Genomic DNA, 18554 nt, shown 5'->3' with positions numbered 1-18554 from the left:
GCGAGACCTCTCCGATGCGCTCAAATTTCTCTCTTGCGCCCGACTTCCATGCCGTGGTGATCGGCGGCGCCGGCGACATCGGCGCCGCAATCAGCAATCAGTTTTGCGACCTCGGCGCGACGGTGACCGCAACGGCGGCCAACGAGACCGATCTGGCGCGCACTTTGCTGAAATCGCGCGCTGGACTCACACTCGCAACGCTCGACGTCACGAACGACGACGCTGTCGCCTCTTTCGCCCGACAGCAAAGGCGCGTCGATGCGCTGGTCAACTGCGCGGGAATCCTCGCCCGCGACAAGGAATACGAGATCGAGACCTTCATGAAGGTCCTCGACGTCAATCTCACGGGCACTTTTCGAACCTGCATGGCGTTCCGTCCGCTTCTCGCCGAGAGCAACGGCTCGATCGTCAATCTTGCCTCGATGAATGCGACATTGGCGCTGCCGCGAATCCCGGCGTATTGCGCCAGCAAGGGCGGTGTCGTGATGCTGACCAAGGCACTCGCCCTGGCATGGGCCGAGCAAGGCATCCGGGTCAATGCGGTTGCCCCCGGCTATATCGAAACAACGATCAATGCAGCCGGCCGCACCGATCGAGCGCACTATCAGCGCATCGCCGACCGCACCGCTTTCAAGCGCTGGGGTCAGCCGGAGGACATTGCGGGAGCCGTCGCGTTCCTCTGCATGCCGGCATCACAATATGCGACCGGCACCGTCGTCGCGGTGGATGGCGGGTTTCTTGCCGGATGAGCCAGGAAACCAACGGACACGGCCTGCATAATGTCGCCGGAAATGTTTGGGAATGGTACGAGGACCGCCTCGCACCGTCGGGAGTCCCCTTGAATCGCGAGCCTGCACCGGACCGCTCGACGCGCGGTGAATCCTCCCTCAGCGACGAGTCCTGCGGCAGCCGCCACCGCTTCGCAGCGCGAGACCCGAACGCGTCGATCGGCTCGTCGAGCAAGATCGGCTTCCCTGTCGTGCGCACCGAGCAGCTACAGGATCCGGCATAGGATGACGCTGGCGACAAATGCCGCGAAGCCGGCCCCTGCTCCCGGCACCCGTCTGTTGCCGCAGTTCTTGCGCAATTTCGTGCGCAATCGCGAGACTGGCCTCGTGCTGGTCGGCATTGTCGTCGGATTGCTGAGCGGCGTCCTCGTTGCCGCGATCTCGGGCCTCAGCCAGGCCTCGCACGCGCTGCTGTTCGACATTCCCCTCGACGCACATCTCAGCGCCACGGGCGTCATTTCCTGGCAGCGCACGCTGCTGATCCCGGCAGTTGGCGGCCTGGTCCTGGCGCTGATCGGGCTGTACTTCGCGCGGCGCGTGAAGGGACAGCAGCTCGCTGACGCCATCGAAGCCAACGCGCTCTATGGCGGACGGGTGTCCTTCCGCGGCAGCCTGCTGATCTCGATCCAGACTCTGCTGTCCAACGGATTCGGTGGCTCGGTCGGACTGGAAGCGGGATACACCCAGATCTGCTCGATGTTTGGCTCCCATGTCGGCCAGCGCCTCGCCGCCCGCCGCAACGACATGCGGCTGTTGGTGGCCTGCGGCGCGGCGGGGGCGATCAGTGCAGCGTTTTCGGCTCCGCTGGCCGGCGCCTTCTATGCCTTCGAGGTCGTGCTGGGAGCCTACACCTCGGCCGCTCTCGTGCCCGTCATCGCCAGCGCCGTCACGGCCTGGCTGGTGGCGCGGGAGTTGACGCATCAGTCGTTTCTGATGGTGCCCGGCTTCCCATCGCCCGTGTCCGTCGAGATGATCGGACAGACCGTGCTGATCGGCATCATTTGCGCATTCGTCAGCATCCTCGTCATGCTCGCGGTCGCATTTTCCGAACGTTGCTTTCAGCGCGTCACGTTTTTCAGCGGCTTCATGCGTCCGATCCTTGGCGGCCTGCTCCTCGGCGGCCTCGCCCTGCTGACGCCGACCGTGCTCGGCGCCGGCCATGGCGCAATGCAGATCCTCCTGGTCAGCAATCCGACCTGGCTCCTGCTCACGACGACCATCGTGCTCAAGATCCTGGCATCGGCTGTCTCGCTCGGCTCCGGCTTTCGCGGCGGCCTGTTCTTTGCCTCGCTGCTGCTCGGCGCGCTGATCGGCCAGCTCTACAGCGTCGTGCTGACCGGCCCCTTCCCCACGCTCGCGCTTCAGCCCGGCACCGCCGCCATCGCGGCTCTCGCCGCGCTCGGTACCGGCGTACTGGGCGCACCGTTCAGCATGGTTTGTCTCGCACTCGAGATCACCGGCGATTTCTCCGTGACCGTGGGGGCGGTGGTCGCATCATCGGTCTGCGCGCTGATCGTCCGCGAGTTGTTCGGCTACAGCTTTGCGACATGGCGCTTCCATCTGCGCGGCGAGGTGATCCGCGGTCCGCAGGACATCGGCTGGGTCCGTCAGATGAGCGCAGCCTCCCTGATGCGTGCCGACTTCGAGAATGCGCTGACCACAATGCCGATCGGCGAGGCGCAGAAGCTGTTTTCGCCGGCGCAGGTCCGGCAGATCGTGCTGCGCGATCCGAACGGCAGCTATGCCGGCATCGTTGCGTCGGCGACGCTGCATTCCGTCACCAATCGGGACGACGATCCGCTCGGGTCGCTGGCCCAGCAGCAGGATGAGTACCTGCTTCCGACCACGTCGGTTCGCGAGATCCTGAAGGCCTTTGAACGGAGCGAAGCCGACGTCCTCGCGGTCATTGACCGTGCCGAGCATCGCGTCACGATCGGCACCCTGAGCGAATCCCATGTGTTGCGCACCTATGGGGAAGAGCTCGAACGCCGGAACCAGGAGCTGTTTTCGCGGTGATACTTGCGCGCTATGGCCTTAGATCCATATCGATCCGCACAAAATCGCCGCGATAGGTGACTTCACCGAGATAGATCACTGTGCGATCGCTCGCCGTGAAGACACGGCGGACTTCGGCAACCGGCGAGTTCAAAGGCACGCGCAGCAGCCGCGCGGCCTCAATGTCTGCGGTTCCGATGGTCAATGTCTGGCGTGCGCTGGCAATCGCCGGATCCCTGAGATCGTTGAGGATCGGTATCACCGTCTCGTTGCGAAAGCGCTTTGGAGACCTGCGAAAGATCTTCTCATCGAGATAGATGGAAATGACGCAGTAAGGCTGCTTCTGGCGCGAGTGCAGACGGCGCATGAAGACATATTTCTCGGCCGGCTTGCCGTCTTCGGGAAGCAGCGGCGCATCGCTCCGGCTTTCCGAGATGTTGATGATCTCCGGAGAGGTGTCGCGGTACATGTCCGCGAGATCGGCCAGGGTGGTCTCGACCTTGAGCCAGCGGTCCTGTCGTACGGTCCCGGTGACGAAGGTGCCGCGGCCCTGCTGCGCCTCGATGACACCGTCGCGGGCGAGCAGTTCGACGGCCTGCCTGATGGTGACGCGCGAGACGCCGAACTCGGCCGCCAGCTCCTCATTGGCCGGCAGGCGAAAACCTTGACTCCAGACACCGCGCGCGATCCGCTGGCGAAAAATATCGGCAATCTGCGCGTATTTGGGGACGTGACTGTCGGAACTCAATTCCATCTCGCCCTCCGGAAATCAAGCGGCCCAGTCACGGCATCACAAGGGCTGCACCGCGTTCGCCGATCATCAGGCTCGTCGCATTGGTGTTGGCCGAGGTGATCTGCGGCATCACCGAGGCATCGATCACGCGTAGCCGCTCGACGCCGCGCACCCGCAGCTGCGGATCGAGTACGGCCCGCTCGTCGCTGCCCATGCGGCAGGTCCCGACGCAGTGAAACACCGTGCCGCCGGTATTGCGCGCGAAATCCCACAGCCCGGCCTCATTGCTTGCGGCCTCGCCCGGCACCATCTCGACATCCCAGAGCGGGCGGAACGCGTTTTGCTGATAGATCTCGCGCAAGATCTTGAGGCCGGCAACAATGGTCTTGCGGTCGATCTCCTCGGCGAAATAGTTGGGCGCGATCAGCGGCTGCTCGAACGGATCGGTCGAGCGGATCGCGAGCTGTCCGCGCGACCGGCCGTGGCATTGCCAGACCGAGGCCGTGAAGCCGGAATAGCTGTGGAGGGGTTCGCCGGGCTTATCGACGGAGAGCGGCATCACGTTGAACTGCACGTCCGGGCGGCCACCGACCGCATATTCGGTACAGGCCGCTCCGCCCACCTGTCCCGCCCCCACCGTCAAGGGCCCCCGCCCGGCCAGCATCCATTGCAACCCCATCTTCGCGAGCTCGACAGGATGGCGGACCTGGTCATTGAGCGAGATCCGCTCCTTCAGGCGCACGATCAGCCGTGCCTGATAATGGTCCTGCAGGTTGGAGCCGACTTCGGGCGAGTCGGTGACGACGGCAACGCCGTGCTTGCGAAGCAGGTCGGCCGGACCGATCCCGGAAAGCTGGAGGATTTGCGGCGATTGCAGCGCGCCGCCGGACAGGATGACCTCGCGATCGGCGGTCGCGCGATGAACCTGCCCCTTGCTGATCCACTCGACGCCGGTCGCGACGCGGCCGTTGAAAGTGACTTTGCTCACCTGTGCGTGCGTGATGATGGTCAGGTTGCGCCGGTCGGCAATCGGTCGAAGAAAGGCGGATGCCGAGCTGGTCCGCCAACGCCGCCCGATGCCGAGCTGATAGGACCCGACGCCAAGCGTCGTCGCGCCGTTGAAGTCGGGATTGCGCGGCAGACCGAACTGCACGCCCGCCTCCACCCATGCCCTCGACGCCGGATTGTCGTTCCGCAGGTCGGAGACTTCAAACTCACCGAGGCCGCCGTGAAACTGGCTCTCGCCGCCGCGATAGCGCTCGTAGCGCCGGAAGTAGGGCAGGACGTCGCGATAGCTCCAGCCGTCGGCGCCGAGCCGTTCCCAGTCGTCAAAATCCTCGTGCTGGCCGCGGATGAAGATCAGGCCGTTGATCGACGACGATCCGCCGAGCACGCGGCCGCGCGGCCAGACGATGGCGCGGCCGCCGCTTCCTTCCGACGGCTCGGTCCTGAACAGGCGCGAGAAGCGCTCGTTGTAGATGGTCCGGTAATACCCGACCGGCAGCTTGAGCCAGAAATTCCGGTCCGATCCGCCGGCTTCGAGCAGCAGCACGCGGCAGGCAGAATCGGCCGACAGTCTGTTTGCGACCACACAGCCGGCCGACCCGGCACCGACGATGATGTAATCGTAGCCAAGCCCCGACATCAGGCGGTCCGGTATTGTTCGATCGAGGCAAGATCGGGCGTGATGCCGAGACCCGCCTCGTCGCCGAGTTCGATCATGCCGTCGCTGACGTCAAGCACGGGGCCGCAGAATTGATCTCGCAGCGGGTTCTCATTGCTGTCGACCTCCAGCAATCCCTCGCCGCCGACGCCCGCCAGCAGATGCGCGGACGCCAGGAGGCCGATGCCGGCGCCGAGATAGTGCGGACAGAACATCTTGCCTGACCTCAGGATGTCGCGGGCGATGCCGGCGCAAGCCGAAAGCCCCCCCCACTTGGCGATATCGGGCTGGACGATGCCGAGAACCGGCTCGCTCAGCACCTCGGTAAAGCCGGCGTGGCTCGCGATGTTCTCACCGGCCGCGAGCGGAAAACGGATCGTCTCGTGCAGCTGCTTCCATTCCCGCCGCGGACGGTCCGCGCGGATGGGCTCCTCGAGCCAGGCAAGACCGAACGGCTCGAGCTGCGGCGCACGCTCGAGCGCCTGCGCGATGGTCCAACCCTGGTTGACGTCGGCTGCAAGCATGCCATCGCCGACGAGGCGGCGCAGCGCGGCGAGGTTGCTCCGGTCGTCTGCCGGATCGAAGCCGATCTTCAGCTTCAAGGCGCGATAGCCGCGGCCGAGGGCGGCTTCCGCCGCTCGCTCCGATCCGACTGGATTGATGCCGCTGGCATAGACCTTGATCCGCTTCCGCGATCCGCCGAGCAGTTTCCACAACGCAACGTTCCGGCGGCGTGCATGGAGATCCCAGACGGCGAGATCGATGCCGGCGATCGATTGCGCGAACGGGCCCGCTTCGCCGGATTGCAACGCGAGCACCGAAGTCCCCTGCGTCAGTCGCTCGAATGCGGCATCAGGTTCGCTTGCCCTCAATCCGACAAGCGCCGGCGCCAGGACCTCGTTGACCAGCCGAACACGATGCTCGGCGCCCGGCGCGGGAAAGTTGCACCAGACCTCGCCCCAGCCCGCGTAACCGTCCGTGTCCTCGACCCGCACGAACACGGCAGGCCGGTCCCCCATGCGCCCGAACGAGGTGATGACCGGTGTCGTCAGCGGATAGCGGAAGCCAAAGGCCTGGACGCTCCGGATAGTGAAAGGCGGCGATGTCATGCGCGGAAATGCCTGCGGCGCCTGCGACCAAAGCGGCGCTTGTCTGGTCCTCCTATTTATAATATGACTTGGCCAAACATCAACTGCAATCTGGGTGGATGCGTCGAATGGACGGAGCTGGTGTGAGACGCTTTGGTCTCGGATTGATACCGTGGGTCGGTGCGATCCTGCTCTGGTATGCCGTGCGCTGGAGCGGCTTCGTCAACGCATCGCTGATTCCCGCCCCGCACCAGGTCGCCGCGAAGTTCGTCGAGCTTCTCACCAAGGAAGGCCTTTTGATCGACATCTTCGCTTCGACCAGGCGCGTCTTTTTCGGCGTCTCGCTTGGAATTCTTGTCGCGGTGCCCGTCGGCTTTCTGCTCGGATGGTATCGCCCGGCCCGCACCTTCGCCGACCCCATGATCAATTTCTTCCGCGCGCTGCCGCCGATCGCGCTGATCCCGCTCGTCATCGTCTATTTCGGCGTGGACGAGCTCGCAAAGCTCGTCATCCTGTTCTACGCCTCGTTCTTCTCCGGCGTGATCGTCATGTATGAGGGTGTCTCGCAGATCACGCCGCTCTATATCCGCGTGGCGCAGACTCTCGGCGCCAATCAGGCGGAAATCTTTCGCAAGGTCATCATTCCCCTCACCGTTCCGCACATCCTCACCGCGCTGCGGGTCGCACTTGGGGTAGCCTGGGCGACGCTGGTAGCATCCGAATTGATCGCAGCCCAGCGTGGGCTTGGCGCCATGATCCAGAATGCGTCGACCTACTTCCTGCTCGACGTCATCTATGTCGGCATCATCTGCATCGGCCTGATCGCGTTGATCATGGATATGATCTTGCGAAAGATCACGGCCCGGTTGCTGGTCTGGCAGGATCGGGCCATCGCATGACCACGCGTGCACGGTTCGACAAGGTTTCGCTTGCCTTCGAGACCCCGAAGGGACGCCTCAACGTCGTCGAGGATGTCAGCTACGATATCAACGATGGCGATTTCATCGCGGTGATCGGCCCTTCAGGCTGCGGCAAGACCACGATGATGAGCATGCTCGCCGGCTTCCAGAAGCCGACGACCGGAACCGTGCTGTTCGACGGACAGCCGGTCGCCGGTCCCGGTCCCGAGCGCGGCGTCATCTTCCAGGAATATGGCGTCTTCCCATGGCTGACGGTGAAACAGAACATCGCTTTCGGCCTGACGCTCCGGGCCAATCACGTCGCCGCCGGCGAGCGCGATTCGATCTGCGATCACTATCTCGGCCTGATGGGGCTGTCCGACTTCGCCAACTCCTATCCGAAGCATTTGTCCGGCGGCATGCGTCAGCGGCTCGCGATCGCGCGGGCTTACGCCGTCAAGCCGCAGTTCCTGCTGATGGACGAGCCGTTCGGTGCGCTCGACGCCCAGACCCGATCCAACATGCAGAACCTGCTGCTCAAGGTGCTCCAGACCGAAGGCAAGACGGTCATGCTGATCACCCACTCCGTGGAGGAGGCGATCTATCTCGCGTCCCGTATCGTTGTGGTGACCGCGCGGCCGGCGCGGATCAGGCAGATCATCGACGTGCCGTTCGCCTATCCGCGCGATGAATCGATCCAGGAGCGGCCGGAATTCGGCGAGCTGCGAAGTCATATCAAGCATCTTGTGATGGACGAGTATCGCGCCCAGCAGGCGCAGATGCGTCCGGTCTCATTCTCGGAATAACAACACAGCGGAGGACGACCTATGGATCGGCGACAATTTCTGACCACGACGGCCGGGCTTGCCCTGGGGTCCTTCACCGCCGCAGCGCCGGCGATTGCGCAGGCAAAAACCAAAGTTCGTGTCGGCTATCTGCACACCGTTGCCGTCGACGGCCAGATCTGGACCGGCATGGACCGCGGCTCCTTCGAAAAACAGGGACTGGATCTCGAGCTGCGGCAGTTCAATACCGGCCTCGAAATCTTCCAGGCGCTGATCGGCGGCAGCCTCGACGTGCTGGCGACGGGCGCCGTGCTCTCGAACTTCCCGGCCCGCGGCCAGGGCAAGGTCTTCCTCATCAACGACATCGAGGTCGCGACCGCGCAGCTCTGGGTGCGCGGCGATCAGGGCATCAAGTCATTCGAGGATCTGAAGGGCAAGCGGATCGCAACGGCGACCGGCACCACCGCGCATGTGTTCCTGGACACCGCGCTGCGCGCCAACAAGGTCGATCCCAAACAGGTCGAACTCGTCAACCAGACCATGCCGGCCGCCGTAACCGCCTTCATTTCAGGCGCGGTGCCTGCCGTTGCGCTCTGGGTGCCCTTCAACGTGACGGTTCGCGACAAGGTGCCGGGCGCGGTCAAGCTCGCCGACGCCTCAGCCTATTATCCAAAGGCCGCGATCATCGGCGGCTGGGCCGCGGCCAACGACTATTACGAGCCCAACAAGGAAACGCTGGCGAAGCTGATCCGTGGCTGGGCCGATGCCAATGACTACATCATCGCGAACAGCACCGAAGCGATGGAAAAGCTGCAGAAGGGCCATTACAGCCAGACGCCGATGGCCGACATCGACGAATCGTTCAAGGCGCAGAAGATGTTCTCGTCGCGGGACTGGAAGCGGATGTATTCCGACGGCACCGTCACCAACTGGCTGCAGCAATCGACCGACTTCTTCATGGCCAATGCCGGCATCAAGGACTTTACGCCGGCAAGCAAGTATTTCGATCCGAGCCTGTATTTGAAAACGATTGCGTGACGCATCTGGATGCGGATGCTCTCCTAGAGAAAGCTCTCGAACGCGAGGCGCTGCGCCGGCGTCAAATGCAGGCCGTGCTTGGTGCGACGGTCCAGGAAGTCGGCAGGCTGCCTGGCCCACTCCTTCTCACGGAGATAGACCGCTTCGCATTCATAGAACTCACCGCCGAAATGACGGCCGAGGTCGACGGCGCTGCGGACCGGCCCCAGCAGCTGGCGCGCGCGCGTCCCATAGAGACGGGCATAGTGATGGATGAGCGTCCGCGGCAAATCGGGATAGTCGCGGGCCAGCCGATTCGCGAATTCATCGAAGCTGCCGCCGATGTCGCCGCCCGGCAGCGGCCGATGCGCGGTCCAGGCCGACGACAGCTTCGGAAACCACGGCGCGAGGCGCTGCAGCGCCTGCTCCGCCAGCCGGCGGTAGGTCGTGATCTTGCCGCCGAAGATCGAGAGCAGCGGCGGCACGCCCTCGGCGCCGTGAACCTCGAACACATAGTCGCGCGTCACGGCCGACGGATTGTCGGCGTTGTCGTCGTAGAGCGGCCGGACCCCGGAAAACGCGTGCACGATCGCGCTTGCCTGCGGCGGCGTCTGGAAATAGCGGCGCAGGACCTGCAACAGGTAATCGGTCTCGTCCTCGCCGATCGCGACATCCTCGGCGCGGCCTTGATAGGGAATATCTGTCGTGCCGATCAACGCGAGATCGTCCTCATAGGGGTTGACGAAGATCACCCGGCGATCGCTGTTCTGCAGCAGATAGGCCTGCGGCCCGCGCCAGAATTTTGGCACCACGATATGGCTGCCCTTGACCAGCCGTACGCTCTGGGCCGAGTTCAGGCCCGCCACGCCCTGGATGACATCCTGAACCCACGGCCCGGCGGCGTTGACCAGCGCGCGCGACCGCACGACCTGCGTCGTGCCATCGTCCCCCTGCATTTCGAGCAGCCAGCTCCCGCCGTCGCGGCGCGCACGCACCGCCCGCGTGCGCGGCAGGATGCAGGCGCCGTTCTGCGCGGCATCGATCAGATTGAGGATCACCAGCCTGCTGTCATCGACCCAGCAGTCCGAATATTCGAAGCCTCGCCGGAACTCCTGACGCAGCGGCGCGCCCTCCGGGGCGCGCGACAGATCCAGGCTGCGGCTCGCCGGCAGTTGCTTGCGGCCACCGAGATGATCGTAGAGCAACAGCCCGGTGCGGACCAGCCACGCCGACCGCTGCTCCGGCGAATGCGGCAGCACGAAGCGCATCGGCCAGATGATGTGCGGCGCCGATGCGAGCAGCACCTCGCGCTCGATCAGCGCCTCGCGCACCAGGCGGAACTCGTAATATTCGAGATAGCGCAGCCCGCCATGGATCAGCTTGCCCGAGCGCGACGAAGTGCCCTCGGCGAAATCATCCTTCTCGCAGAGCAGCACCTTCAAGCCGCGGCCGGCGGCGTCTCGGGCGATACCGGCACCGTTGATGCCGCCACCGATGACCGCGATATCGACCAGCCCGTGATCCATGCCTGCGACCGGCGCAGTGCCCGTCATCGCTTGCTGCTGCGCCGTTTCTCGGCGCGGCGCGGCGCCGCCTTTGCCGTCGCGCGGGCCTTGTTCGGCTTCGGCGCCTGCAGGCCGTAGGTGGAGAATCCCTTCGCGGTGTCGGCAATCTCCTCGTCGGTCAGGATGACGCGCGAATCGAGCGCCAGCGAAAGGTAGTACTGACGCGCGATGGTCTCGAGCTCGACCGCGAGCCACATCGCCTTGTCGAGATTGGCTCCGAGCGCGATCATGCCGTGATTGGCGAGCAAGCAGCCATTGCGTCCTTCGAGCGCGGCGATCGCATGGTCGGACAATTCCTTGGTGCCGTAGCGCGCATAGCCGGCGCAGCGGATCTCGGTGCCGCCAAACGCCGCCATCATGTAGTGGCAGGCCGGGATCGGCTTGCGCGCGATCGCGAGCACGGTCGCGTAGGTCGAGTGAGTATGGACGATGGCGCCGACATCGGGCCGGGCGCGCGTGATGTCGAGATGGAAGCGCCACTCGGTGGACGGCTGCAGCGGCCCCTCCCACGCGCCGTAGTCGCCTTCGAGCGGCATCGAGGCGATCATCTCCGGCTTCATCGAATCGTAGGGCGTCGCCGACGGCGTGATCAGCATCCGGTCCTTGTAGCGGGCGGAGATGTTGCCCGATGTCCCCTGGTTGAGACCCGACGCATTCATCCACCGGCACTTGGCGATAACAGCCTCGCGCAATTGTCGTTCCTCACGGGTCATACGAACTGCCTTTCTCTTCAGCACGGATTGCGTGGCGGCTCGCCGGCCAGGAAGCGACGAACCTCTTCGGCCGCCTGCCCGGCGGCCACGGTGACGGTACGCACGGAGGCGCCGGCGATGTGCGGCGTTAGCGTGACGTTGGGAAGTCGCAAGAGCGGCCAGTCCGCCGGAACCGGCTCGACCGCGAAGGTGTCGAGCATGGCGCCGCTGAGATGCCCCGATGCCAGCGCATCATGCAGCGCGTCGTAGTCGACCAGCGGCCCGCGCGCGGTGTTGATCAGGAACGCGCCCGGCTTGATCCGCGCCAGCGCCTCGCGCCCGATGAAACGGGTGGTCTCGGGCGTCACCCGGGCGTGCAGCGTGACGACGTCGGCGCGGCCGAGCAATTCGCCGAGCGCGACATGCTCGACGCCGTCATTGCGGTCCTGGGCGCTGAGCTGGACATAGGGATCGGCGACCAGGATCTTGCAGCCGAAGGCCCTCAGCAGCTTGACCACCCGGCTGCCGATCGCGCCATAGCCGACAATGCCGACCGTCATCTCGCCGAGTTCGCGCCCGGTGCGATCGGCCCGATAGAGATCGCCGCGCCATTCCCCGCCACGCAGCGCCTCGTGACCGCTGCGGATCAGGCGCGTCTCGGCCAGAATCGCGCCGATGGTGAACTCCGCGACCGCACTCGCATTGCGGCCGGGCGTATTGACCACCAGCACGTTGTGGTCGCGCGCCGCCTGCATGTCGATGTTGACCGGGCCGCCCCGCGACACCGCGATGAACTTCAGCTTCGGCAGCCGCTCCAGCATCGACCGCGAGATCGGCGCCAGATGCGTGACGAGCAGCTCGGCATCGCCGATGAAGCCGATGATCTCGTCGGACTGCCCCATGAATTCCTTCAGGCCATCGAGCTTCGAGCCGGCGTAACCGTGCTCCATCGGTTCGTCCGGCCAGGGCTGCTCCAGGGTGCGGATGTCGACGTCATCGCCGCAGGCTGACCGGATGTGCTCGGCGAACACCGAGGGCAGCATGAAGCGGTCGCCGACGATGGCGATGGACTTAGACATGATCGCCTCCGGCGCGCAGCGCAGCGAGTTGCTTCCAGACCGGCCGCGACGCCAATCTTGCCTCGAGATAGGTCGGGAAGATGCTGGCGTAGCGCTTCGCCAGCGCGGCGTCCGGCGATTGCGGCGCACTCAGATGAGGCGCGACCCACTGCTCGGCGCAGGCGCGCATGTCGGGACAAGCATCGATCGCGACCGCCGCGATCATCGCAGCGCCCGCGGCGCCGGCCTCGGCACGGCTGCAGATCCGGACGTCGCAATCCAGTGCGGCTCCGAGGATGGCGCCAAGCGCACGGCTCTTCGCCGCGCCGCCCGTGATCCTGACATCGCGCGGCAGCGCCCCCATCGCCGCGTAACAGTCCCGTGCGGCGAAGGCCAAGCCCTCCATCACGCCGCGCATCAGGTCGCCATAGCGGTGGCGCGAGCGCAAGCCGAAGAACTGCGCGCTGGCCTCATGCGCGACGAACGGACCACGCTCGCCGGCATCGGAAATGAACGGATGAAACAGCACCTCGCCGGGCCTTGCCCTCAGCACCTGATCGTCGAGCCGGCGGATCAGTTCGGAGCGCGTGCGCGTCACGCCTTCCGCCGCCAGCATGTCGCAGGCGAGATCGAGCATCCAGTCGATATTCAGCGTCGCCGCCATGTTGGACTGCATCTGGGCATAGTGACCCGGCACCGGGAACGGCATGGTGTAGCCGGTTGCCTCCCTGTTCAGCGTCACCGCGTCGGCGCTCGGAACCAGCCGCATATGCATGCCGGTCGAGCCGATGATGGTGCAGCCGACGTCGGGCGACGGATCGTAGAGCCCGGCGCCGAGCGCGTTGCAGATCACGTCCACATAGCCGAGGCAGACCGGCACGCCTTCCGGCAGGCCGATCTCGATGGCGGCGGCCGCCGTCAGCGGATGCGTCGTCACCGCGCCATCGACGACCGGCGGGAACAGGCGTGTCAGGTCGGCGATACCGATCAACCGCGCGGTCTCCGCATCGAAGCTTCGCTTGCGAAAATCGCCGCAGGAGAACGTCGCTTCCGACGGATCGGTCGCGCGCTGGCCTGTGAGCAGGAAATAAAGCCAGTCCTTGCAATGGAAGGCCGTGGTCGCGCCGGCGATCGCCTCAGGCCTGTGCGCCTGCAACCAGGCCAGTTGCGGTCCTTGCTGACAGGCGTTGAGCCCGGAGCCGGTGCGGCGATAAAGCGGCGTGTTGCGCTCGCCGGCGCGAATCTCCTCGACCAGCCGGCCGGCGCGCGAATCGAGCCACAACAGCGCCGGCGCAACCGGCCGGCCGTCGTCATCGATCAGCCAAGTGCCGTCGCCCTGCCCGGTCACCGCAATCGCCGCGATCCGCGCGGACAAGTCAGGCACCGACTTCGCCAACGCGCGAATAACCGCGATCGTGTCGCTCCAGGTCCGCGCCATGTCCTGCTCGACATGGCCGCTAACAGGGCTAACGTATGCGTTCGGCCGCGAGACATCCGCAAGCTGCTCGCCGGTCAGCGTGAACGCCACCGCCTTGATCAGGGAAGTGCCGGCGTCAATGCCGATGATGACGTCGCGGCTTGCGGAAGCGGTCATCATCACGCTCCCTCCGCATGGCGAATGCAAGTTCCGTCGCTGCCAAAGATGTGCAGGTGACGTGGCTCCAGCGCGAACGAGACAATGTCTCCCGGCCGCGCCGCGACGCGGCCCGGCGTGACCGCGATCAGCATGCGGCCGCCGCAATCGCCGGCAACATGCGACTGATCGCCGAGCCACTGGTTGGAGACGACCTTGACCCTGACGTCACCGGTCCCGACCGAGATCTTCTGCGGACGGATGCCGATCCGCACCTGCGGCATGGCCGCGAGCGCCTTCGCCGCCTCACCGTCGAGCCCGGCGCCGGCGATATCGAAACGCATGTCGGTTCCGACCGACAGGCGGAAGCCGCCATCCGACCGCGTCATGCCAGCGTCGAGCAGGTTCATCGGCGGCTCGCCGATGAAGCTCGCGACGAACAGATTGGCCGGCCGGCCCTTCAGCTCCTTTTCGCTGGCGAACTGCTGCAGCACACCGCCTTCCATCACAGCGATGCGGTCGGCCAGCGCACTCGCTTCGGTCTGGTCGTGGGTGACGAAGATCGCGGTCATGCCGCGCTCGGCAAGCAGGCTCTTGATCCGGCCGCGCAACACTGCGCGCAGCTGCGGTTCGAGTTGCCCCATCGGCTCATCGAGCAGATAGAGATCGGCGTCGCGCACCAGCGCCCGCGCCAGCGACACCCGCTGCTGCTGGCCGCCGGAGATCGCGCGCGGATAGCTGTCGAGGATGTCCTCGATCTCGACCAGGCGGGCGATCTCGTCGACGCGACGCGCCACCTCGGCGCGCGGCAACTGGGCGGATTTCAGCGCGAACGCGACGTTCTCGCGGACCGTGAGCGGCGGATAGAGCGAGTAGCCCTCGAAGGCCATCGCGACCTTGCGCCGCGCCGGCGGCAGCTCGTGGATCCGCCGTCCGCCGAGCGCGATCGATCCGGCCGAGACGTCCTCGAAACCTGCGATCATGCGCAATGTCGAGGTCTTGCCGCAGCCCGACGATCCCAACAGTGCGACGATCTCGCCCTTCTCGACCGCCATATCGAGCGCGCGCACCGCATGCACCGGCTCCTTGCCGCGGCTGCGATAGACCTTGTCGATGCCTCGTAGCTCGAGCATGTCCATGACCATCCGCTCCTATGCCGCCTTGAGCCGCTGCGACGCCCCGATCCGCAGCCCGGTCGCGCGATCGAACAACATCGCGGCGTCGGGCGCGAAGCGGACGAAAACGGCATCGTCAGCCGCGCCTTGCGATGCATCCGGCGGCAGCGCCGCCAGCCATTCCGTTCCGTCGGCAAGACGGAGCAGCAGCACCGCCTTCTCGTGCATCGGCGTGATCGCGAGAATGCGCGCCGGAATGGCGTCATCGGTGGATGCGGACGAGACCGCGAGATCCTCCGGCCGGACGCCGAGCCAACATGCACCGGCTGGTGCCGCGCCATCGGCCGTGCCGAGCCGCATCGTGGCGCCGGCGACCGTGGCCGACAGCATGCCGTGCTCCGCTACTGGCGAGACCTCCGCGAGGTTGATGGTCGGATCGCCGAACAGGCGCGCGATCGCGACCGATGCGGGCTGGGCATAGATATCGGCAGGCGTCGCGACCTGCGCGAGCCGGCCGTCGATCAAGACCGCGATGCGGTCGGCGATCGCCATCGCCTCGCGATAGTCCTGGGTCACGTAGAGCACCGCGGCAGTGCCGCGCCGCAGCAGGTTCGGCAGTTCGAGCCGCATCTCGTAGCGCAGCTTGGCGTCTACATTGCGCAGGGGATCATCCAGCAGCAGAACATCCGGATTGCCGATCAGCGCCCGCGCCAGCGCAGTGCGCTGCTTCTGTCCATTCGACAATTCGCGCGGCGCGTGGCCGAGCACGTGCTCGATCTTGAGCAGCCTGCTGATTGCAGCAACGCGGCCGGCGACATCGCCGCTGCCGGCCCTGGCGCGCAGGCCGCTTGCAATATTCTCGTGAGCGGTCATGTGCGGGAACAAGGCAAAGTTCTGGAATGCCATGCCGATCCCGCGCCGCTCGGGCGGAGCACCGACCACCGAGCGGCCGCCGACCAGGATGTCGCCGTCGTCGGGCTCGAACATGCCCGCGATCATGCGCAGCAGCACGGTCTTGCCGCTGCCGGACGGTCCGAACACCGCGACGATCTCGCCGGGCTCGACCGCCAGCGACAATCCGTCGGCGGGCCGTGCCGCGCCGAATGCCTTGCTCACCGAATTGATCTCGAGACGCGCCATTGGATCAGCCTTTCACCGCGCCGAGCGAGAGACCTTCGACCAGGTAACGCTGCGCATAGAGCGCAAGCAACAGCGTCGGCGTCACCGACAGCACGATCGCCGCCGCGATCTGGCCGTACTGGATTCCGGACGCGGTGACGAAGGCGAGCGCGCCGACCGTCACCGGCTGCTTGTCGGCGGAGGCCAGGATCAGGGCGAAGACGAAATTGTTCCAGCAGAAGATGAAGGACAGCAGTCCCGCCGCGGCGATCCCCGGTCCGGCCAGCGGCACCGCGATTCTGGTGAACGCCTCGCGCCAGGAATGCCCGGCGAGCCGGTAGGCGTGCTCGATATCGGGACTGATATCCTCGAAATAGCCGCGCACGATCCACAGGATCAGCGGCAGCGCGATCAACTGATAGACCCAGACGATCCCGAAGTAGGTGTCGTTGAGGCCGAGCTCCTGGTAGTACAGCGACAGCGGCAGCAGCACGAGCAGCGGCGGCGCAAAGCGGAACGACAGCAGCGTGAACGCGATGCTCTCGCCGAGGCGGAATTTGAAGCGCGCAAAGGCGTAGGCCGCCGGCACGCCGAGCAGCAGCGCCAGCAGCACCGCTGCGCTCGACAGCACGACGCTGTTGAACAGATTGCGCATGAAAGAGATCTGCAGATTGCCGGCCGCGGTGCGCAGCTGGCCGGAGATCAGCGCCTCGTAATTGGCAAGCGTCGGCTCGAACAGGATCCGCGGCGGGATCCGCAGGATCTGCTCGTTGGTCTGGAACGACATCAGGAAGATCCAGACGATCGGAAACATGAAGAAGATCAGGATCAGCGTCAGCGCCACGCCGCGGAAGATGCGACCGGCAAGGCTGGAATGTTCCATCGCGCTTCTCCCCGTCACGCGTGGCCGTGCGCACGCGCGCGCAACCGCAGCCAGTTCTTGATGAAGATATTCGACAGGATGTTGGTGATCAGCCACAGGATCATCAGCAGCGCCGCCGACCTGCCGACATTGGTGTACTGGAAGAATTCCAGATAGGCCTGCACCTGGAACACCATCAGCCGGTCGCCCGGCCCGCCCTGCGTCATCGCATAGATGATGTCGAACTGCTGGATCGAATCGAGCAGCCGGAACAGCGACGCCGTGATGATGTAGGGCGCGAGCATCGGCAGCGTGATGCGGAAGAAGACAAAGCTCGCCGGCACGCCGTCGAGCGCCGCGGCCTCGAACGGCTGCCGCGGCAGCGAGCGCAGGCCCGCCAGCAGCAGGATCATGATGAAGGGCGTGTAGACCCAGACATCGACCAGCACGACCGTGAACAGCGCACTCGACGGATCGGAGGCCCATTTGAAATCGGTGACGCCGAACAGACCGACCAGATAGGACAGGATGCCGAAGCTCGGATTGGTCATCAGCTTCCACATCAGCGCGGCGATCGCCGGCGCCGTCATCAGCGGCAGCAGCAGCATAATCGACACCGCGTTGTGGAAGCGGGTCGGCCGGCGCAGCAGCAGCGCGATGCCAAGACCGAGCAGCAGCTCGAGGACCACCGTGAGCGCAGTATAGGCGATCGAGACGCGGAACGTATTCCAGAACGCCGGGTCGGACAGGAAGTCGATGTAGTTTCCGGCGCCGATGAACCCGCGCAGATAAGGCAGGTTCAGCCGGTAGCGCTGCAGCGAGTAGACCGCCGCGGTCACGAACGGAACCAGGATCGCCACGCAGACGAGCAGCGCCGGCAGGCTGAGCAGATAGGGCAAGAGGCGCACGCGCGGCCTTGGTTTGGCCGGCGCTGCCTGCGCGTTCGTCTGGAGAAGTTGGACCATGCTCATGATGATAAGAGATCGCATTCGGCTGGCAAACGCCGCCGGCTCGGATGGGACAAGGGTCCGAGCCGGCGGATGGGTGCGGTGCGGGGGATCAGGCACCGCACAGTTGATCCGTCAGCCGAGACCCGCCTGCTTGAGCTGGCGGTTGATGCTGTCGGCGAGCTTGTCGAGACCTTCGTCGACGCTGACCTCCTTCGCCACCATCTTCTGCAGCGAGGCGGCCCATTCAGTCGTCAGGTCGAAGAACAGCGGCTGCGCTGTGAAGTAGATCTTGGCGCCGGGCGACGACATGTCGTGCTGCTCGAGATAGCCGGGATAGGATTTCGCGATGCGGTCGCGGAACTCGCTGTCCTTCCATACCGACGCGCGCACCGGATTGACGAAGTCCATCTTGCGCGCGCCGAACAGATCGTGCTCGACAGATGCCGCCCACTGCATGAACAGCCAGGCCGCCTCCTTCTGCTTGGAGAAGCTCGACATCGCGAGCGACCAGATCCAGACGTTCGGGGTCGGCGCCTTGGCGGCCGGATTGGCCGCGAACGGCGCGTAGCCGAGATGCCCCTTCTCCTTGTTGTCGCCGCCGTTCATGAAATAGCCGAGGATGTCGGCGTCGAAGATCATGCCCGAGGCGCCG

18 protein-coding genes are annotated in these 18554 nt (G+C 65.3%); 6 read left to right on the top strand and 12 right to left on the bottom strand.

The annotated features are described in order from the left end of the window. Nucleotides 1-14 precede the first annotated feature (14 nt). Genes E2I15_RS00640 through E2I15_RS00630 form a run of 3 tightly spaced genes read left to right on the top strand, consistent with a single transcriptional unit; the run spans nt 15 to nt 2804 of the window. On the top strand, nt 15-749 hold the full coding sequence (locus tag E2I15_RS00640; protein ID WP_137483328.1) for an SDR family NAD(P)-dependent oxidoreductase: 735 nt from the start codon (nt 15-17) through the stop codon (nt 747-749). Next, nucleotides 746-1012, top strand: a complete 267-nt coding sequence (locus E2I15_RS00635; RefSeq protein WP_137483327.1) for an SUMF1/EgtB/PvdO family nonheme iron enzyme — start codon at nt 746-748, stop codon at nt 1010-1012. Before E2I15_RS00640 ends, E2I15_RS00635 begins: the two co-directional genes overlap by 4 nt. Nucleotide 1013: 1 nt before the next feature. Next, on the top strand, nt 1014-2804 hold the full coding sequence (locus E2I15_RS00630; protein WP_137483326.1) for a chloride channel protein: 1791 nt from the start codon (nt 1014-1016) through the stop codon (nt 2802-2804). A gap of 10 nt (nt 2805-2814) precedes the next feature. Here the strand turns inward: E2I15_RS00630 and E2I15_RS00625 are convergent, their stop codons facing one another. From E2I15_RS00625 to E2I15_RS00615, 3 genes are read right to left on the bottom strand one after another with little or no spacing between them, the layout of a single operon-like run. Then, entirely contained in the window at nt 2815-3537 is a 723-nt protein-coding gene (locus E2I15_RS00625; protein ID WP_016848470.1) for a GntR family transcriptional regulator, read from the bottom strand. A 28-nt stretch (nt 3538-3565) separates the two neighbouring features. After that, entirely contained in the window at nt 3566-5161 is a 1596-nt protein-coding gene (locus E2I15_RS00620; RefSeq protein WP_155262151.1) for a GMC family oxidoreductase, read from the bottom strand. Next, the gene (locus E2I15_RS00615) at nt 5161-6288 is read right to left on the bottom strand and encodes a mandelate racemase/muconate lactonizing enzyme family protein (RefSeq protein WP_137483684.1); all 1128 of its coding nucleotides are present in this window, start codon (nt 6286-6288) and stop codon (nt 5161-5163) included. Before E2I15_RS00615 ends, E2I15_RS00620 begins: the two co-directional genes overlap by 1 nt. A gap of 122 nt (nt 6289-6410) precedes the next feature. Between E2I15_RS00615 and E2I15_RS00610 the strand changes: the two genes are divergently transcribed. From E2I15_RS00610 to E2I15_RS00600, 3 genes are read left to right on the top strand one after another with little or no spacing between them, the layout of a single operon-like run. Next, nucleotides 6411-7166 carry an ABC transporter permease gene (locus E2I15_RS00610; protein WP_225163506.1) on the top strand — a complete coding sequence of 252 codons (756 nt, stop codon included), beginning with the start codon at nt 6411-6413 and terminating at the stop codon, nt 7164-7166. Further along, nucleotides 7163-7972, top strand: coding sequence for an ABC transporter ATP-binding protein (locus E2I15_RS00605; RefSeq protein WP_016840344.1), 810 nt, complete (start codon nt 7163-7165; stop codon nt 7970-7972). Before E2I15_RS00610 ends, E2I15_RS00605 begins: the two co-directional genes overlap by 4 nt. Before the next feature lie 21 nt (nt 7973-7993). After that, nucleotides 7994-8989 (top strand): ABC transporter substrate-binding protein, encoded by a 996-nt coding sequence (locus E2I15_RS00600; RefSeq protein ID WP_028335663.1) that lies wholly within the window; start codon nt 7994-7996, stop codon nt 8987-8989. Between the two features lie 23 nt (nt 8990-9012). Here E2I15_RS00600 and E2I15_RS00595 read toward each other — a convergent pair whose 3' ends face one another. The 9 genes from E2I15_RS00595 to E2I15_RS00555 form a co-directional block, all read right to left on the bottom strand. Continuing rightward, entirely contained in the window at nt 9013-10521 is a 1509-nt protein-coding gene (locus E2I15_RS00595; RefSeq protein WP_137483685.1) for a glycerol-3-phosphate dehydrogenase, read from the bottom strand. Further along, nucleotides 10518-11246, bottom strand: coding sequence for a class II aldolase/adducin family protein (locus tag E2I15_RS00590; protein ID WP_170991820.1), 729 nt, complete (start codon nt 11244-11246; stop codon nt 10518-10520). The genes E2I15_RS00595 and E2I15_RS00590 overlap by 4 nt, the downstream gene beginning before the upstream one ends. Before the next feature lie 17 nt (nt 11247-11263). Next, the gene (locus E2I15_RS00585) at nt 11264-12304 is read right to left on the bottom strand and encodes a 2-hydroxyacid dehydrogenase (RefSeq protein WP_137483687.1); all 1041 of its coding nucleotides are present in this window, start codon (nt 12302-12304) and stop codon (nt 11264-11266) included. After that, the gene (locus tag E2I15_RS00580) at nt 12297-13877 is read right to left on the bottom strand and encodes an FGGY-family carbohydrate kinase (RefSeq protein ID WP_137483688.1); all 1581 of its coding nucleotides are present in this window, start codon (nt 13875-13877) and stop codon (nt 12297-12299) included. The genes E2I15_RS00585 and E2I15_RS00580 overlap by 8 nt, the downstream gene beginning before the upstream one ends. 2 nt (nt 13878-13879) lie before the next feature. Beyond that, nucleotides 13880-14995, bottom strand: coding sequence for an ABC transporter ATP-binding protein (locus tag E2I15_RS00575; RefSeq protein ID WP_422109893.1), 1116 nt, complete (start codon nt 14993-14995; stop codon nt 13880-13882). A 12-nt stretch (nt 14996-15007) separates the two neighbouring features. Beyond that, complete coding sequence (locus E2I15_RS00570; protein WP_137483689.1) at nt 15008-16111, bottom strand: ABC transporter ATP-binding protein; 1104 nt, start codon at nt 16109-16111, stop codon at nt 15008-15010. 4 nt (nt 16112-16115) lie between these two features. Continuing rightward, entirely contained in the window at nt 16116-16973 is an 858-nt protein-coding gene (locus E2I15_RS00565; RefSeq protein ID WP_018273209.1) for a carbohydrate ABC transporter permease, read from the bottom strand. 14 nt (nt 16974-16987) lie between these two features. Further along, entirely contained in the window at nt 16988-17917 is a 930-nt protein-coding gene (locus tag E2I15_RS00560) for a carbohydrate ABC transporter permease (RefSeq protein ID WP_170991821.1), read from the bottom strand. 117 nt (nt 17918-18034) lie between these two features. Further along, nucleotides 18035-18554, bottom strand: a 520-nt coding sequence (locus tag E2I15_RS00555) for an extracellular solute-binding protein (protein WP_155262150.1), incomplete at its 5' end; no start/stop codon positions are given.

The organism is Bradyrhizobium sp. BR2003 (assembly GCF_009720285.1).
GTDB classification, from domain to species: Bacteria; Pseudomonadota; Alphaproteobacteria; order Rhizobiales; family Xanthobacteraceae; genus Bradyrhizobium; species Bradyrhizobium elkanii.
The sequence above is the reverse complement of the archived record's forward strand: the minus strand, read 5'-3'. Positions and strand labels throughout refer to the sequence as shown.

Bases quoted from the DNA above. Each gene is read 5' to 3' on its own strand.
- E2I15_RS00590 (WP_170991820.1), bottom strand. From the start codon at position 11,246: ATGACCCGTGAGGAACGACAATTGCGCGAGGCTGTTATCGCCAAGTGC.
- E2I15_RS00620 (WP_155262151.1), bottom strand. From the start codon at position 5,161: ATGTCGGGGCTTGGCTACGATTACATCATCGTCGGTGCCGGGTCGGCC.
- E2I15_RS00635 (WP_137483327.1), top strand. From the start codon at position 746: ATGAGCCAGGAAACCAACGGACACGGCCTGCATAATGTCGCCGGAAAT.
- E2I15_RS00605 (WP_016840344.1), top strand. From the start codon at position 7,163: ATGACCACGCGTGCACGGTTCGACAAGGTTTCGCTTGCCTTCGAGACC.
- E2I15_RS00595 (WP_137483685.1), bottom strand. From the start codon at position 10,521: ATGACGGGCACTGCGCCGGTCGCAGGCATGGATCACGGGCTGGTCGAT.
- E2I15_RS00640 (WP_137483328.1), top strand. From the start codon at position 15: ATGCGCTCAAATTTCTCTCTTGCGCCCGACTTCCATGCCGTGGTGATC.
- E2I15_RS00615 (WP_137483684.1), bottom strand. From the start codon at position 6,288: ATGACATCGCCGCCTTTCACTATCCGGAGCGTCCAGGCCTTTGGCTTC.
- E2I15_RS00585 (WP_137483687.1), bottom strand. From the start codon at position 12,304: ATGTCTAAGTCCATCGCCATCGTCGGCGACCGCTTCATGCTGCCCTCG.
- E2I15_RS00565 (WP_018273209.1), bottom strand. From the start codon at position 16,973: ATGGAACATTCCAGCCTTGCCGGTCGCATCTTCCGCGGCGTGGCGCTG.
- E2I15_RS00575 (WP_422109893.1), bottom strand. From the start codon at position 14,995: ATGGACATGCTCGAGCTACGAGGCATCGACAAGGTCTATCGCAGCCGC.
- E2I15_RS00570 (WP_137483689.1), bottom strand. From the start codon at position 16,111: ATGGCGCGTCTCGAGATCAATTCGGTGAGCAAGGCATTCGGCGCGGCA.
- E2I15_RS00560 (WP_170991821.1), bottom strand. From the start codon at position 17,917: ATGGTCCAACTTCTCCAGACGAACGCGCAGGCAGCGCCGGCCAAACCA.
- E2I15_RS00625 (WP_016848470.1), bottom strand. From the start codon at position 3,537: ATGGAATTGAGTTCCGACAGTCACGTCCCCAAATACGCGCAGATTGCC.
- E2I15_RS00630 (WP_137483326.1), top strand. From the start codon at position 1,014: ATGACGCTGGCGACAAATGCCGCGAAGCCGGCCCCTGCTCCCGGCACC.
- E2I15_RS00600 (WP_028335663.1), top strand. From the start codon at position 7,994: ATGGATCGGCGACAATTTCTGACCACGACGGCCGGGCTTGCCCTGGGG.
- E2I15_RS00580 (WP_137483688.1), bottom strand. From the start codon at position 13,877: ATGACCGCTTCCGCAAGCCGCGACGTCATCATCGGCATTGACGCCGGC.